This is a genomic window from Candidatus Methylomirabilis limnetica (genome assembly GCF_003044035.1).
Classification (GTDB): domain Bacteria; phylum Methylomirabilota; class Methylomirabilia; order Methylomirabilales; family Methylomirabilaceae; genus Methylomirabilis; species Methylomirabilis limnetica.
On sequence record NZ_NVQC01000009.1, the window covers coordinates 70,669 to 85,479 of the forward strand.

13 protein-coding genes and 1 tRNA gene are annotated in these 14,811 nt (G+C 59.6%); 13 read left to right on the forward strand and 1 reads right to left on the reverse strand.

Annotated elements, in window-relative coordinates; genetic code table 11:
* The 6 genes from CLG94_RS13370 to CLG94_RS01510 are packed head-to-tail and all read left to right on the forward strand — an operon-like array spanning nucleotide 1 to nucleotide 6,972.
* A complete protein-coding gene (locus CLG94_RS13370; protein ID WP_193450621.1) occupies nucleotides 1–207 on the forward strand; it encodes a hypothetical protein in 207 nt (68 codons plus the stop codon).
* On the forward strand, nucleotides 204–470 hold the full coding sequence (locus tag CLG94_RS01490) for a hypothetical protein (protein ID WP_107561130.1): 267 nt from the start codon (nucleotides 204–206) through the stop codon (nucleotides 468–470). Before CLG94_RS13370 ends, CLG94_RS01490 begins: the two co-directional genes overlap by 4 nt.
* Nucleotides 467–1,963, forward strand: a complete 1,497-nt coding sequence (locus CLG94_RS01495; RefSeq protein WP_107561131.1) for an ATP-binding protein — start codon at nucleotides 467–469, stop codon at nucleotides 1,961–1,963. Before CLG94_RS01490 ends, CLG94_RS01495 begins: the two co-directional genes overlap by 4 nt.
* Nucleotides 1,950–3,755: a site-specific DNA-methyltransferase gene (locus CLG94_RS01500; protein WP_107561132.1), complete on the forward strand. Its 1,806-nt coding sequence runs from the start codon at nucleotides 1,950–1,952 to the stop codon at nucleotides 3,753–3,755. Before CLG94_RS01495 ends, CLG94_RS01500 begins: the two co-directional genes overlap by 14 nt.
* On the forward strand, nucleotides 3,752–4,291 hold the full coding sequence (locus CLG94_RS01505; RefSeq protein ID WP_239993063.1) for a DUF1016 N-terminal domain-containing protein: 540 nt from the start codon (nucleotides 3,752–3,754) through the stop codon (nucleotides 4,289–4,291). Before CLG94_RS01500 ends, CLG94_RS01505 begins: the two co-directional genes overlap by 4 nt.
* The gene (locus CLG94_RS01510) at nucleotides 4,288–6,972 is read left to right on the forward strand and encodes a DEAD/DEAH box helicase family protein (protein WP_107561133.1); all 2,685 of its coding nucleotides are present in this window, start codon (nucleotides 4,288–4,290) and stop codon (nucleotides 6,970–6,972) included. Before CLG94_RS01505 ends, CLG94_RS01510 begins: the two co-directional genes overlap by 4 nt.
* 133 nt (nucleotides 6,973–7,105) lie before the next feature.
* Here CLG94_RS01510 and CLG94_RS01515 read toward each other — a convergent pair whose 3' ends face one another.
* Nucleotides 7,106–7,687, reverse strand: a complete 582-nt coding sequence (locus CLG94_RS01515) for an NUDIX domain-containing protein (protein WP_107561134.1) — start codon at nucleotides 7,685–7,687, stop codon at nucleotides 7,106–7,108.
* A gap of 91 nt (nucleotides 7,688–7,778) precedes the next feature.
* On the opposite strand from CLG94_RS01515, the gene CLG94_RS01520 reads away from it, so the two are divergent.
* From CLG94_RS01520 to CLG94_RS01550, 7 genes are all read left to right on the forward strand, one after another.
* Nucleotides 7,779–9,080: an ATP-binding protein gene (locus CLG94_RS01520; RefSeq protein ID WP_161953959.1), complete on the forward strand. Its 1,302-nt coding sequence runs from the start codon at nucleotides 7,779–7,781 to the stop codon at nucleotides 9,078–9,080.
* Between the two features lie 27 nt (nucleotides 9,081–9,107).
* Nucleotides 9,108–10,559 (forward strand): sigma-54-dependent transcriptional regulator, encoded by a 1,452-nt coding sequence (locus CLG94_RS01525; protein ID WP_107561136.1) that lies wholly within the window; start codon nucleotides 9,108–9,110, stop codon nucleotides 10,557–10,559.
* Nucleotides 10,560–10,628: 69 nt separating this feature from the next.
* Complete coding sequence (locus tag CLG94_RS13190) at nucleotides 10,629–10,772, forward strand: hypothetical protein (RefSeq protein ID WP_161953960.1); 144 nt, start codon at nucleotides 10,629–10,631, stop codon at nucleotides 10,770–10,772.
* Between the two features lie 35 nt (nucleotides 10,773–10,807).
* Nucleotides 10,808–11,431, forward strand: coding sequence for a nucleotidyltransferase domain-containing protein (locus CLG94_RS01530; RefSeq protein WP_107561137.1), 624 nt, complete (start codon nucleotides 10,808–10,810; stop codon nucleotides 11,429–11,431).
* 151 nt (nucleotides 11,432–11,582) lie between these two features.
* Nucleotides 11,583–12,491 (forward strand): ketopantoate reductase family protein, encoded by a 909-nt coding sequence (locus CLG94_RS01535; RefSeq protein ID WP_161953961.1) that lies wholly within the window; start codon nucleotides 11,583–11,585, stop codon nucleotides 12,489–12,491.
* A gap of 464 nt (nucleotides 12,492–12,955) precedes the next feature.
* The gene (locus CLG94_RS01540) at nucleotides 12,956–14,266 is read left to right on the forward strand and encodes a citrate synthase (protein ID WP_107561139.1); all 1,311 of its coding nucleotides are present in this window, start codon (nucleotides 12,956–12,958) and stop codon (nucleotides 14,264–14,266) included.
* 324 nt (nucleotides 14,267–14,590) lie between these two features.
* Nucleotides 14,591–14,677: transfer RNA gene (locus CLG94_RS01550), tRNA-Leu, on the forward strand.
* Nucleotides 14,678–14,811: the final 134 nt, after the last annotated feature.

The following is a 14,811-nucleotide window of genomic DNA, read 5'->3' on the forward strand; positions in this document are numbered from 1 at the left end:
ATGAATTGGGTATCGTTGGAGCGACGGGTTCGGAGAAAATCCTCGTGCTCCTTCGGCGGAATCCAGAGGGTTTCCGCCAGGGGCATTGCAGACGCCGTGGGTCTGACCTCGCGGGCCGTGGAGAAACATCTGAGCAAACTGAAGCAGGAGGGCCGCCTCAAGCGCATCGGCCCCGACAAGGGTGGACGCTGGGAGGTGACCCGATGACGGAACCCACGATCATCTGCTCCAAGTGCAAGACTGACATCAAGCTCACAGAATCGCTGGCCGCCGCGCTCAAGGACAAGCTCGAAGCTCAGAGGGGGCTCAAGTCGCTGGAGGCCGAGCGGAATAGGAAGCGCCGGGAGCTCTTCGACGCGCAGGACGCCATCGATACCCAGCGGGATGAACTCATCAAGCGGATCGAGGGACAACTGCACCAGCGCCACGCGTTAAAGCCGGTGTTCACGTTCCGGTGGAGGCTGGCATGAACCGCGGCACGACGGTCAACGCGCAAGAGCTATCGACGCTCCTGACTCATGGCGAGGGGGAGTCCATTGAGTTCAAGCGTTCGACCGGCGAGATGAAGGAGGCCATGCAGACCTTGTGCGCCTTCCTCAACGGTATCGGCGGTACGGTCATCTTCGGCATCCGGCCGGACGGCACGGCGGAAGGCCAGGACGTGACCGACAAAACATTGCGGGAGATTGCCCAAGCCACGGAGCGCTTCGAGCCTGCCGTTCATCTCTCGATCCGCCGCGCCAAGGCCGAGGCGCGCCGTGAGGTCGTCGCCGTTTCTGTCGAGGGGGGATTGGACAAACGCCCGTTCACCTATGACGGCCGTCCCTACGAGCGGGTCGGAAGCACCACGCGACGCATGGCGCAGTCCAGATATGAGAAGACGCTCATGGACCGCGCCCACGGCACGCGTCGCTGGGAAAATGAACCAGCCGAGCGGGTGGAACTACGGGATATCGATCGGGACGAGGTGTTCCGAATCGTCAACATCGCAGCCTCTCTGGGCCGTCTTGCGGGTCCCGTGGGATCACGATTGGCGGATATCCTGGATCGCCTCAAACTGCGCCGGGACGGGAAGATTCTGCAGGCCGCCGTGGTCCTATTCGGCAAGGAGTTCATGCCAGACTATCCGCAGTGCGAACTTCGCATGGCGCGGTTCAAGGGCACCGACAAGGCGGAATTCATGGACCAGCGTCAAGTCCGTGCTCCGGCGTTCAAATTGCTTGAAGAAGCCGAGTTGTTCTGCCAGCGCCATTTTCCGATGCCGGCCAAGGTCGTACCGGAACAGCTTCGCCGCGTTGAATCGCCGCTCATTCCGATTGACGCCATGCGCGAGATTCTGGTCAACGCGCTCATTCATCGAGACTATTCCATCGCGGGCGGTGCGGTTTCGCTGGCCATCTTCGATGACCGGGTAGAGGTTTGGAGCGCGGGTACCTATCCAACCGGGATTACACCAGATAAACTGAGCAAGCCCCATTTGTCTGTACAGCGCAACCCGATCATTGCGGATGTTTTCAACAGAACGGGGCTGATCGAGAAGTGGGGACGGGGAACGAACCGGGTTATTGCGATGTGCCGGAAGGCGGGCCTTGCTCCTCCGACATTCGATGAGATTACCGGGGCGGCCGTGGTCACCTTCCTGGTCAACGTGCTGGGGCCTGGACGCGAGTCCGCACAAGTCGCGGGACCAAGTCGGGACCAAGTCGGGACCAAGTCGGGACCAAGTCGGGACCAAGTCGCCGTACTTGAGCGGTGCCGCGATGCCCGCGCCTTGCTGGAGATCATGGGGGTCGCGGGTCGCACCAACCGCACCAAATTTCGCGAAGGCGTTCTCAAGCCGCTGATTGAAGCGGGGCTTCTGGAGCCGACCATTCCCGACAAGCCGAGAAGTCGGATGCAGCGGTACAAGACTACGGGGGCCGGGCTGGCCATGCTGGAGAAGGAACGTCATGGCGAACCATAAGACCAAGCTGGAGCTGACCTGGATCGGCAAGGAGAACCGGCCGAGGCTGGAGCCGCGCATCCTCGTCGAGGACCCGGAGAAGTCCTATCACGCCTCATCTCGGGTGAGCGACAAAGACACCTTCGATAATCGGCTCATCTTCGGGGACAACTTGCTCGCCCTCAAGGCGCTGGAGCAAGAGTTTGCCGGGAAGATCAAGTGCATCTACATCGACCCGCCGTTCAACACCCAGCAGGCGATGGAGCACTACGACGACGGCGTGGAACACTCGATCTGGCTGACGCTGATGCGTGACCGTTTGGAGATTCTGCACCGCCTGCTGGCAAGTGACGGCACGCTGTTCGTGCATATCGACGACAATGAGTTAGGCTATCTCATCGTCTTGCTGGATGAGATATTTGGTCGTCCGAACCGCGTTCACGTGGTTACGTTCAAGCAGGGTTCGGCGACCGGGCACAAGTCGATCAACCCAGGGTGCGTCAACACAACGAACTACATCGTGATCTACGCTAAGAACAAGACGCCGTGGAAGCCGAATCGCCTGTTCACAGGCCGCGAACGCGACACGCGATACGGGCAGTTCATCGTCAACATTGAGGATCATCACGAGGGTTGGGAGATCGTCACGCTTACAAAGGCATTTGGAAGTGCGCTCGGCGTCACTGACAAAGACGCCCGGAAGATCATCAAGGATGAGCCGCAGCGAGTGGAGTCGTTCGTTCTGCAAAACGCCCGCAGAGTGATTCGTAATGCCAGGCCCAACTATGAAGGGGTTAGCGAATCCGCGAGAGAGATGATCGATGCTTCAAAACTTAAACCCAAGACTATCTTGAGGCTGGAGCGAGAAGATCACTCCGACATGTACTTCAGGAACGGCGAACGAATCCTCTTTTACGCAGACAAGCTCAAACTGGTGGATGGTGAATATGTGGCCGGTGAGCCGCTGACGACATTGTGGGATGACATCTTGTCAAACAACCTGCACAACGAGGGCGGCGTGGACTTTCCCAAGGGTAAGAAGCCCGAAGCCCTCATCAAGCGAATCCTTGAACTATCAACCAACTCCGGCGACTGGGTGCTCGACTCGTTTGCCGGGTCCGGCACTGCCGGCGCGGTGGCGCACAAGATGGGCCGCCGGTGGATCATGGTGGAGCTCGGCGAGCACTGCCACACGCACATCATTCCGCGTCTGAAGAAGGTCGTTGACGGCGAAGACAAGGGCGGCATCACCGAGGCCGTGGGCTGGAAAGGCGGCGGGGGCTTCCGGTATTACCGCCTTGCCCCGTCGCTCCTGGAAAAGGACCAGTTCGAGAACTGGGTCATCAACCGGAAATATAACGCCGCCATGCTGACCGAGGCGATCTGCAAGTTGGAGGGGTTCGCCTACGCCCCCAGTGACACAATCTACTGGCAGCACGGCCGCTCGACCGAGAAGGACTTCATCTACGTTACGACGCAGACGCTCGCCCGCGAGCAGATCCAGAAGCTCTCAGACGAGGTGGGCGAGGAGCGGAGCCTGCTCGTTCTATGCGGCGCGTTCCGCGTGAAGAACCTCGATGCGTTTCCGAATCTGACGGTCAAGAAAATCCCCAAGACCGTGCTGTCCCGCTGCGAATGGGGCAAGGACGACTATAGCCTTGAGATCAGAAGCCTGCCCATGAAATCTGCCGAAGAGGAACCAGATGTCGCCGCGCCGCCCTTTGGTAAGAACCCGCGCACCAAGGCCGAGCGCCGGGACCATGCCCAAGCCACGCTGTTCGACCTGACGGGCGAAGAAGGGATGGGGTCGTGAAAACGAAGCCGGCGTCCGCCTTGTATGGCCGCATCAGAGAGATTCTCGAGTCCGCCCGTGCAAGTGTCGCACGCTCCGTCAATACCACTCAGGTTGTGGCCAACTGGTTGGTCGGTCGGGAAATCGTAGAAGAGGAGCAGAAGGGGAAGGCGAAGGCGGCGTATGGGGAGCGGCTCCTGGCGGAACTCTCCAGCCGCCTCCGAGCGGAGTATGGTAACGGCTACTCGGTGGACAATCTCGAACTGTTCCGCCGGTTTTATGGGGAATATCCCGCCTTAATCTCTGACGCGCTGCCTCGGAAATTCTCCATGCCGCAGATTTCCGACGCACTGCGTCGGAAATCGCCTCCCGCGGATTTGGGCGCACTCGCGTTCGGCGGATCAGAGGTGCGCGCCGCCATGAGATGGAGACCCGGGATACTGCATCCGAATCCCTCATGGACCCATTACCGGCCAACTGAGGCCGAGCTCCGAGCGGAATTGCGGCGTGAAGTACGCGCGCTCACCGCTCCCAAGAAGCACGGAGACGCGCAATGAACCCGGCTGTGAACACTATTGCCAACCGATTGAGCCTCCGCTCGCCGCAGCGGATCTCGCTCGAAATCCTGGCGCGAATCTGCGATATCATCTCCCTGGAAAAGGGCGCGGACGTGGCCCAGGCGATCAAGGCAGTCCGGTCGGAATTCTCGACGGTCACGGATTTCGAGCGGGACTTCCCGTCCCTCTGCTTTGCCCTGGCGACCGGCGTGGGCAAGACGCGGCTCATGGGCGCGTTCATCGCCTATCTCCATAAGGCCGAGGGTATCCGTCACTTCTTCGTCCTCGCCCCGAACCTGACCATCTACAACAAGCTGATCGCGGACTTTACGCCCAACACGCCGAAGTACGTCTTCCAGGGAATCGCCGAGTTCGCGGTCGAGCCACCGGAGATCATTACCGGCGATAACTACGAGAGCGGGCGCGGCGTGCGGAGTCGAGATCTCTTTGGCGACAAGAGCGTTCACGTCAATATCTTCAACATCGGCAAGATCACGAGCATCGAGACGCCCAAGGGCGCGGTCAAGACGAACGTCCCGAAGTTCCGCCGCCTGCAAGAGTACATCGGCCAGAGCTATTTCGAATGCCTCTCGAAGCTGGACGACCTCGTGCTCCTCATGGACGAGTCGCACCGCTACCGGGCGTCGGCGGGCATGAAGGCCATCAACGAGCTCAAGCCCATCCTGGGTCTGGAGCTCACCGCCACGCCGCAGATAGAGCGCGGCGGCGGATCGGAGCCGTTCAAGAACGTGATCTACAGCTACCCCCTGTCGGACGCGATGGAGGACGGCTTCGTCAAGGAACCCGCCGTTGCCACGCGCGAGAACTTCGACATCCGCAACTACGACGAGGGCGGGCTAGAACGCCTCAAGCTTGGGGACGGCGTCCGCATCCATGAGAACACCAAGCTCGAGCTGGAGGTCTACGCCCGCGAAAACGGCGTGCCCATTGTAAAGCCCTTCATGCTCGTGATCGCCAAGGACACGGACCACGCCAACGCCCTGGTGAAGCTGATGGAGGACGACACCTTCTTCGAGGGCCGCTACAAGGGCAAGGTCATTACGGTACATTCCGCCCTCAGAGGAGAAGAGCGCGACGACACGGTCGAGCAACTGATCCACGTGGAGAAGCCCGACAACCCCACGGAGATCGTGGTCCACGTGAACATGCTCAAGGAAGGCTGGGACGTTACGAACCTTTACACGATCGTCCCGCTACGGGCGGCGAACTCGAGGACGCTCGTGGAGCAGTCCATCGGCCGGGGCTTGCGCCTGCCCTACGGAAAGCGCACCGGCATCGGCGCGGTGGACCGCCTGACCATCGTGTCGCACGACAAGTTCCAGGAGATCGTGGACTACGCCAACAGCCCCGAGTCCATCATCCGGGGCGGTCTGAGGGTCGTCTACGTCAGCGACGAACGATCCAAGATCGTGGTGGCAGAGCCGGAGATCGTCAGGCGGATCGCCGAACTCGTGTCTCCTTTCGGCAAGGCAGGCGAGCAGCAGAAGCTCCTATTCGAGTCGCCTAAGGAGCAGGAGGCGGCGAGGGCCACGCTGGAGGTCATCCGGGAGTTCGAGCGCCTGCCGCGCTCGGCCGACCTCACCAAGCCCGAAATCCATGAGCAGATTGTCGAGAAGGTCAAGACGCTCATCACGCCAGCCCAGCGGGAGATCGAGGGCGTGGCGGAGAAGGTGGACGTCGATCGAGTTGTCGCGGTCATGACGACGCAATACGTCGAACTGTCCATCGATATCCCCAGGATCACGATCCAGCCAGTGGGCGATGTGACACGGGGCTATCGCGAGTTCACGCTGGACCTTTCGCGGGTGAACTACCAGCCCGTGGAGAACGAGATCCTGATCCAGGAGTTGCACCGTCGCGAACAGCACCGCCTGATGAGCGGGACCGGTATCGTCCCCGAGGAGAAGCCGGAGGACTATTTGGTGCGCGGGCTCATCGACTTCAACGACATCTCCTACGACGACCAGGCCGAGCTACTCTACAAGCTGGTCGGGCAGGTCGTGGCCCACTTGCGCTCCTATCTGAAGGACGAAAACGAGGTCCTCAACGTGCTCCAGTACCACCAGCAGGGGCTGGTGAACCTGATCCACGCGCAGATGCAGGAGCACTACGAGGAGAAGGCTACGGCCTACGAGGCGCACGTGAGCAGGGGATTCACGACGCTCCGGCCGAACAACTACTCGGCTCCGGACAACGAGGCTGCGCGCGACTTCCGCGCACCCGTCATCGAGAAGCAGGACATCCGTAAGATGCTCTTCAGCGGCTTCAAGAGATGCCTCTATCGCGTCCAGAAGTTCGATTCGGATTCGGAGCGTCGGTTCGCGGTTGTGCTGGAGAACGACTCCGATGTGCTCAAGTGGTTCAAGCCCGCCAAGGGAGACATTCCGATCTACCATTCCGGCGACACGCCCTATGAGCCCGATTTCGCAGTCGAGACCAAGACGGCGAAATTCGTCTGTGAAACCAAGCGCGCGGACGAGATGGAGGACCGCGAGGTCCTGGCCAAGGCGAAGGCGGCCGCGGAATGGTGCGGACACGCCACGACGCATGAGGGCAAGAACGGCGGCAAGCCGTGGACCTACCTGCTGATCCCGCACGACGTGATCACGGACAACAAGACGCTCAAGGGGTTGGCCGCGTCCTACACCTATCGTGGGTAGGTGCGGACGGGCGAATGAAGGGGAAATCAGCAACGATCGAGGAGCGAGCGGACCGACTTTACCCGTATCCGTTGCCTTACCATCGTCGGGGACTTGATGGGTGGTGTGACGAACAGAGGCGTGCTACGCGGTGTTAACGCTGGCGTCCGGCCGATTGTCGGCGATCTGGGAGCGGTGAGAGATCAAGTCGTTGCTTGGCCCAGAGAATGCCGATGATGCTCTTGGCATCTACAAACTTATTTGACAGGACCCAGCGGTAGGCCTGTTCGAACGGGATCGCACGGGCCTGTAGGAACTCGGTAGGATCGTGGCGGCGGTCCCGGCCGGCTATGAGTCCTTGAGCCAGAAAAAGCTGGATGGAGCCGGTGGAGAAGCCAACTGCGGAATAGAAGGCGCACAGCTTGAGCAGTCGGCGCGGGCGAAGTCCGATCTCCTCTTCGCACTCCCGCCGGGCGGTTTCGACCGGGCGTTCGCCGTGATCGATGATGCCGGCCGGGATCTCGTAGATGGCCCGCTGGATGGCCGGCCGATACTGTCGAACCAGGTGGATTCGGCCGTCGTCATCGATCGGCACGATCGCGACTGCGTGCGGAGGGCGAACGATGTCCCGGATCGCCTGTCGCCCATCCGGCAGGACGACCGTCTGTTGCTCGGTTGAAAGGTACGCCCCCGCGTAGACTACCTGCGTGCCGAGGACTCGTTCGATGAGTTTCATGCCTCCTCCAGCGTCTATTGAACCTGTCGAGGAGAGGATAGAGGCGCTGCAGGCTGCTGTCAACGTCGACTTTTACGAGGGGAGGGAGAGGATGGAGAAGAGAGAGATGAGCCAGCTTCGGATGCTTGTGAAGGCAGGCATGATCCTCAGCGCGAAGCTCTCCCTTGAAGATGTCTTGCAGCGTATTGCCAACATGGCCTGCAAGCTGACGAACGCTCGCTACGCGGCCCTCGGCGTCTTGGATGGTAAGGGCGGTCTCAGTCGCTTCATCACGGCCGGCGCCGACGAGACCACCAGGCAGGCCATAGGTGCGCCACCGGTGGGGAAGGGGATCCTGGCGGTGCTTATTCGGGAGGTGAAGCCCCTACGCCTGAAGAACCTGACAGGGGACCCTCGTGCGCACGGGTTCCCACCTCATCATCCTCCGATGAACTCCTTCCTGGGCGTGCCCGTCGTCTCAAAGGGGAAAGTCTTTGGGAACCTTTACGTCACGGAGAAGCTGGGCGCCGACGAATTCAGCGAAGAGGATGAGGCTTTGGCTATGACGTTGGCCGCTCAGGCGGCCATTGCCCTCGAGAACGCCAATCTATACGAGGAGCTACGGCGCTCGTACGATGAACTGAAACAGTCGCAGCAGTTGCTGGTGCGGCAGGAGAAGCTCGCCTCGCTTGGTCGATTGGCTGCCGGACTGGCCCATGAACTGAACAACCCCCTCTCCTCGGTAGCCGGCTTTGCCGAGGCCCTCCAGCGGCGTGTCGAGACGGGGGAGATCAGTGACCCATCCGCTCTTGCAGAGGTGGGGCAGTATGTCACTATGATCCAAAACGAAGTGGCCCGCGCAGCGGCGATTGTCCGCCGCCTACTCGATTTCGCGCGGCAGCGCGAGCCCGCCTTCAACGTGGTGGATGTCTATGACGTGGTGTTGAACGCGGTATCGTTTGTGGAGCGGCAAGCCAGCCTCGAAAATCAGCAGGTTGTCGTAGTCCCATTCCCAGATGGGAGCGTGGTCCAGGCCGATGCTCAGATGCTTCAGCAGGTCTTGCTCAACCTTCTGACAAATGCGCTTGATGCCATCGAGAGTGGTGGAGAGATTCGTATCTATGCCCATCACCGTCGAGAGGTCATCGAGCCGGCTTTCAAACAAGAATGGCTCGATGTGTTCGTGTCCGATACGGGTAGCGGGATCTCGCCGGAGAACCTTCCGAGGGTCTTCGATCCGTTCTTTACCACCAAGGAGGTGGGCAAGGGGACAGGCCTTGGCCTTGCCATTAGCCAGAGCCTCGTCGAGCAGCACAAAGGGAGCATTGAGGTGCGAAGCGAGGGGATCGGAAAGGGGACGGTTGTCATCGTCAGTCTGCCGCTGGCTGAGCGTAGCGGGAGGCTTGAAGGGTAACCCGGCCTTGAAGGATGAGGGGTGAACATGCTTCACATGAGTGAACGAAGCGGCGCGACCCGCGCGCTTGTCGTCGATGACGAGCGACCCATCCGGTTGCTCATGGAAAAGGAGTTGCCACGGGCGGGGTACGTGGTCACCTGTGTTGGAAGCGGCGAGGAAGCCCTGGAGCAGTTGCGAACGCGTGAGTTTGACGTCGTCCTCCTCGACCTCAAGATGCCCGGGATCGGTGGGATGGAGGCACTCCGCCGGATTCGGGAATCCGGGACCTCGGCGGAGGTCGTCATCTTGACCGGTCACCCCGATGTGGACAGCGCCATCAAAGCGATGAAGCTGGGCGCCTACGACTACCTCACGAAGCCCTTCAAGCTCTCCGAATTGGAGGAGGTGCTGCGGCGGGCCGCGGAGAGGAAGCGCCTGCGGGAGGAGAACACGGCCCTGCGGCGCATGGTCGCCCAGCGCGAGTCGGCTCCCATCATGATCGGACAGAGCCCGGCCATGGCCGCTCTCCTCGCAACCGTGCAGCGCATCGCGCCGAGCGAGGCAAGCGTCCTCATCCAGGGGGAGAGCGGAACCGGCAAGAGCCTGGTTGCCAAGGCCATCCATATGGCTAGCCCTCGAGCGGGTGGCCCCTTCCTGGTCATCAACTGCAGTGGCTTTCAGGATCCGCTCCTGGAAAGCGAGCTCTTCGGGCATGAGAAAGGGGCGTTTACCGGCGCCACCAGCGTCAAGCAGGGTCTCTTCGAAGTGGCCGGAAGCGGTACCCTCCTGTTGGATGAGGTGGGGGAGATGAGCCCAGCCATGCAGGCCAAACTCCTTCAAGTGCTCGACACCAAGGAGCTGCGGCGGGTCGGGGGCATCCGTGTGCATCGAGTGGATGTGCGTATCATCGCCGCGACGAACAAAGACCTGGCCCAGGAGGTGAGGACAGGTCGGTTCCGTGAGGATCTCTATTATCGGCTGAACGTAGTCAGTTTGACGCTGCCGTCCTTGCGTGAGCGGAAGGATGACATCCCGCTTCTCATTGAGCACTTCTTGCGGCAATTCCGGGTGACCGGTCATAAGGCCAAGACCGTCTCCCCGGAGGCCATGCCGTCGCTCGTGGGCTACCCGTGGCCGGGCAATGTACGAGAGCTTGCCAACACGATCGAGCGCATGCTGATCCTCTCCTCCGGCGACGTCATTAGTCTCGAAGACCTGCCACCCAACATCCAGTTTCCGATCGGCGTGTCGGGTGGGCCCGCCTCGCTGGCGGAAATGGAGCGGCTGCACCTCATCCGGGTGCTCGATCACACGGGGGGCAAAAAGATGCAGGCGGCGCGCCTACTTGGAATCGACCTCAAAACCTTGAACAGTAAAATCAAGCGCTATAACATCCCCCCTGTGAAGTTTCCAGCGCAGCCCTACTCGAATTATGCTGACCAGCATGTATCGCCACGACAAAGCCCGGAGAACGTTGACAAGTTCCGGAAAACCTAAGAGAGTCGCCGCAGTCGTGGAGTAGGAAATAGGGACAGACACTATTTGTTTGGCGCGAAGAATTGAGGGTTGGCCTGCGCTGGAACCGACCGCGTAGAGCGGGCGTTGGTGGAGGCGAGCCAGAAGCTGGTGGAGATTTTCGAGAAGAAGATTCAGTCGAAGCTGGCGGAGATTTGGGGAGAGGAGATCGACGCAGGCACACAAGAGGCTTGAATGATGTATCCATTTTGGGTACACTCGTACCCATAATGAGTACGGTCAGTCCAGTCCATACGATCGGTACGGCGTTGTTCGGCAAGACGCAACGGGCGCTGCTGGGGCTCTTCTTCGTACGACCGGAGCAGTCGTTTTATCTCCGGCAGATTGTACGCACGGCCGGGATCGGCCAGGGCGCAGCGCAGCGCGAGCTGGCACGCTGGGTCGAAGCTGGGCTACTTGTGCGGACGCGACGCGGGAACCAGGTGCATTACCGAGCCAATACGACGTCACCGGTCTTTGCCGAGTTGAAGGGTCTGGCGATCAAGACAGCAGGGATGGCGGAAGTCTTGCGAGAGGCGTTGACCGGACTGGTCGACAGGATCACGGTGGCGTTTGTCCACGGATCGGTGGTGCGCGGCACAGAGAAGGCCGGAAGCGACGTGGATGTGGTGGTGGTGGTGGGTGCCGTAACTTTCAGTGAGGTCGCCATCGCCCTGCATAGCGCACAGGAACAGCTCGGACGCGAGGTGAACCCGACAGTGTATACGGTGCGGGAGTTCCATAAGAAGTTGGACGCCGGCCATCATTTCCTGACGGCGACGGTGTCGGCGCCGAAGCTGTTTCTGATCGGAGGCGAGCGTGAGCTTGACCGATCACACCTGCTGCCGAAATAATTCATACCCGCTATGAAAACCATTGAGGGCCTGTCTGAGCACAGCCTAACAACGCGCCGTACTGGCTAGGGATTCCACGAGACAAGCCCCTACCCGCTACAGTATGCGCATAATCCAGTGGGCTGGTACTCCTTTGACCAGAGGTGAACGGATGAAGGTGGCGGTGGTGGGGGTGGGGGCAGTAGGGGGTTACTTTGGCGGCCTGCTGGCCAAGGGTGGCGTCGATGTCACGTTCATCGCCCGCGGCGAGCGCCTGGAGGCGCTCAGGGCGAGGGGCCTTACGGTCAAGAGCGGGAAGGGGGATTTCTCCATCCGCATCGACGCTACTGACGATCCAGCGGAGGTTGGTCCCGTCAACCTGGTCCTCTTTTGCGTGAAATCGTACGATACTGAGTCGGCTATTCGCCAGGCACTCCCAATGGTCGGGCAGGAAACCCTCGTCCTGTCGCTTCAGAACGGTATCGACAACGAGGAAAAGATCTCATCCTTCATTGGAACAGGGAAGGTCTTAGCGGGGGTAGCCTACATCGGGGCGAGCGTGCTGGAGCCTGGAGTGATCCTCCACCAGGAGGGCGGGAAGATCGTGTTCGGAGAGATCGACGGCGGCGTCAGCGAACGGGTTGTCAGTCTCAAAGCGTTCTTCGACCGATGCGGCCTACCCGCTGAAGGCTCCCCTGACATGAAAAAGATCCTGTGGACGAAGCTCGCATGGAACGCCCCCTTCAACGCCATCAATACCCTGGTCGGCGGCCCGGTCAAGGCGATCATCGAGAACTCACACACCCTCGAGCTGGCGAGGCAGGTGACGGAAGAGGTCGTCACCGTGGCGAACGCCTCAGGGGTCCGCCTTGCCTTTGCGGAGGTATGGGAGCGGAATCTCCAGTTCTCCCAAGGCTACAACGTCAAGACCTCGATGCTGCAAGACCTGGAGGCGAGCAAGCCTTTGGAGTGCGAAGCCCTCAATGGCGTGATTATCAAAAAGGCGGCCGAACTGGGTCTGCCCACGCCCTACAACTTCGCCCTCTATGCCCTCCTGTCAGGGCTTCAGATTGTAAGCTGAGCAGTCCACCATGGCAGCAGCCGCACTGACGCCAAAACTTTTGCCCTTCGTGATGTGTCAAAAGTAGAATCGCTGTATCATCCTTCATCGGTGTAGTCGCACCAGTGGCCCTCTGTGTCCTCCGAGAGGCCGCCAACTGTTATTACTCGGAGCATAAAATAGCTTACCCCCCTTTCGCAAAGGGTGGTAAGGGGGGATTTGAACCATCAGCAAATCCCCCTCAATCCCCCTTTTTTAAAGGGGGAAGTTGCTTGAGATGTTGTGCAAGAATGCAATCTAGTTAGTGCTTCCCGTAATACCTTGAACAGGAGAGCCAAGATCAAATTGTGGGGCACCCTATACTCTACTGTCCTGATTTGTGCTAATATCGCTTGTCGCAAATTACCTGGCTTGCGAGACGCAAGCCAGACTTTACAGCCAAAAAGAGGGCATGAGAGGGGTCGCTCGGCGCGAGGAGGAGCTTCATGGCAGACAGCTTGACCGTCATCGACAACCGAACCGAGAAGAAGTACGAAATCCCTATCGAAAACGGGACGATCAAGGCCATGGATCTTCGGAGGATCAAAACCTCTGACGACGATTTTGGGTTGATGAGCTATGACCCGGCGTTTACTAATACCGCTTGCTGCAAGAGCCAGATCACGTTTATCGATGGTGAACAGGGGATCTTGCTGCATAGGGGCTATCCCATCGAGCAGTTAGCTGAGAAAAGCACCTACCTGGAGACCGCGTACCTCCTTATCTATGGGGAACTCCCCAGCGGCGAAGAGATGGATGGATTCGTCAATCAGATAACACACCATACCATGGTTCACGAGAACATCAAGAAGTTGATGGATGGTTTTCACTACGACGCCCACCCGATGGGGATCCTCTTGGGGACGGTTGGCGCTCTCTCTACCTTCTATCCGGAGGCCAAGAATATCATGGATCAGGAGGACCGCCACAGGCAGATGATTCGCCTGATTGCCAAGATGCCGACACTGGCGGCGTACGCCTATCGACATAGCCGCGGGCTACCGTACACCTACCCGGACAACAGCCTGAGCTTCACCGGCAACTTCCTCAGTATGCTGTTCCGGATTACAGAGCCAACATACCACCCGCATCCTGTGTTGGAAAGAGCCTTGGATCTCCTGTTTGTCCTGCACGCCGACCACGAGCAGAACTGTAGCGGCAATGCCATGAGGTCTGTCGGCAGCTCTCATGTCGACCCTTACTCGGCTGTGGCTGCAGCCATAGCGGCCCTCTACGGTCCCCTGCACGGCGGAGCCAATGAGGCCGTACTTCATATGCTGAAGGATATCGGGTCGAAGGACAAGGTGGCCGCGCATATCAAGAAGGTCAAGGCCGGCGAAGTGAGGTTGATGGGATTCGGACACCGCGTGTATAAGAACTACGATCCCAGAGCCAAGATCATCAAGCGGCTGGTCGAAGAGGTCTTTGAGGTCACGGGAATAAATCCCTTGCTGGAGGTGGCCCTTGAGTTGGAGCGAATAGCGCTTGAGGATGAGTACTTTATCGCGCGAAAGCTCTACCCAAACATCGATTTTTATACCGGTTTAATTTACGAGGCCATGAAGTTCCCGATGGACATGTTCCCGGTGCTATTCGCCATCCCCAGGACAGCCGGTTGGGTTGCCCAGTGGGAGGAAATGCTTCTCGATCCGGAACAGAAGATCGCCCGTCCCAGGCAGATCTATCTTGGTCAAATGCAGCGCGACTATTGCTCGATAACCAATCGCCCAAGTCAGGCGCCGGCAAGAGATCGATGAAACATTGCGGTATCTTGGCGGGGTAGGCATCCGCTCCAGTGCATTCTTTCCGACGGCGTGTACGTCCAGTAGCTGTCACCCTCCCTGCCCTCTTCGAAGAGTATGGCTATCATCACCATCTCCAGACAGATCGGGGATTTGAAATTTCCGAGAAGTATGTCGTTGGCTACGATCTCGATGACAACCAGCGCTATCGCAACCTGCCTTGCATCGGTGTCCTGAAACCCGAGCTGACGGAACGCTAGGGCCTTTTTTCCAGGGGTTCCGGTCCGCCGTCTCTCCGCATCTCGACACCCTTGCCGAGATATGGTAGAAGTACATGACGCCGGGGTGGTGAAACTGGCAGACGCACGGGACTCAAAATCCCGCGGACTTCGGTCCATGAGGGTTCGACCCCCTCCCCCGGCACCACTTCTTTCAACAGTCTGGCCGCATCACCCCCCCACACATCCAAAGGGGATTTTTCCGCTGGCACTAGTTCTGGTACCAGTTCGGTAGGAAACCAAACGCCTGAGCGCTCGCCGTTTGTGATTCGGGGAGAGGTG

Excerpts from the sequence above, each read along its gene's own strand:
- CLG94_RS13370 (WP_193450621.1), top strand. The coding sequence starts at position 1 with ATGAATTGGGTATCGTTGGAGCGACGGGTTCGGAGAAAATCCTCGTGC.
- CLG94_RS01490 (WP_107561130.1), top strand. The coding sequence starts at position 204 with ATGACGGAACCCACGATCATCTGCTCCAAGTGCAAGACTGACATCAAG.
- CLG94_RS01525 (WP_107561136.1), top strand. The coding sequence starts at position 9,108 with ATGCTTCACATGAGTGAACGAAGCGGCGCGACCCGCGCGCTTGTCGTC.
- CLG94_RS01530 (WP_107561137.1), top strand. The coding sequence starts at position 10,808 with ATGAGTACGGTCAGTCCAGTCCATACGATCGGTACGGCGTTGTTCGGC.
- CLG94_RS01515 (WP_107561134.1), bottom strand. The coding sequence starts at position 7,687 with ATGAAACTCATCGAACGAGTCCTCGGCACGCAGGTAGTCTACGCGGGG.
- CLG94_RS01520 (WP_161953959.1), top strand. The coding sequence starts at position 7,779 with ATGGAGAAGAGAGAGATGAGCCAGCTTCGGATGCTTGTGAAGGCAGGC.
- CLG94_RS01535 (WP_161953961.1), top strand. The coding sequence starts at position 11,583 with ATGAAGGTGGCGGTGGTGGGGGTGGGGGCAGTAGGGGGTTACTTTGGC.
- CLG94_RS01510 (WP_107561133.1), top strand. The coding sequence starts at position 4,288 with ATGAACCCGGCTGTGAACACTATTGCCAACCGATTGAGCCTCCGCTCG.
- CLG94_RS01500 (WP_107561132.1), top strand. The coding sequence starts at position 1,950 with ATGGCGAACCATAAGACCAAGCTGGAGCTGACCTGGATCGGCAAGGAG.
- CLG94_RS01540 (WP_107561139.1), top strand. The coding sequence starts at position 12,956 with ATGGCAGACAGCTTGACCGTCATCGACAACCGAACCGAGAAGAAGTAC.
- CLG94_RS01495 (WP_107561131.1), top strand. The coding sequence starts at position 467 with ATGAACCGCGGCACGACGGTCAACGCGCAAGAGCTATCGACGCTCCTG.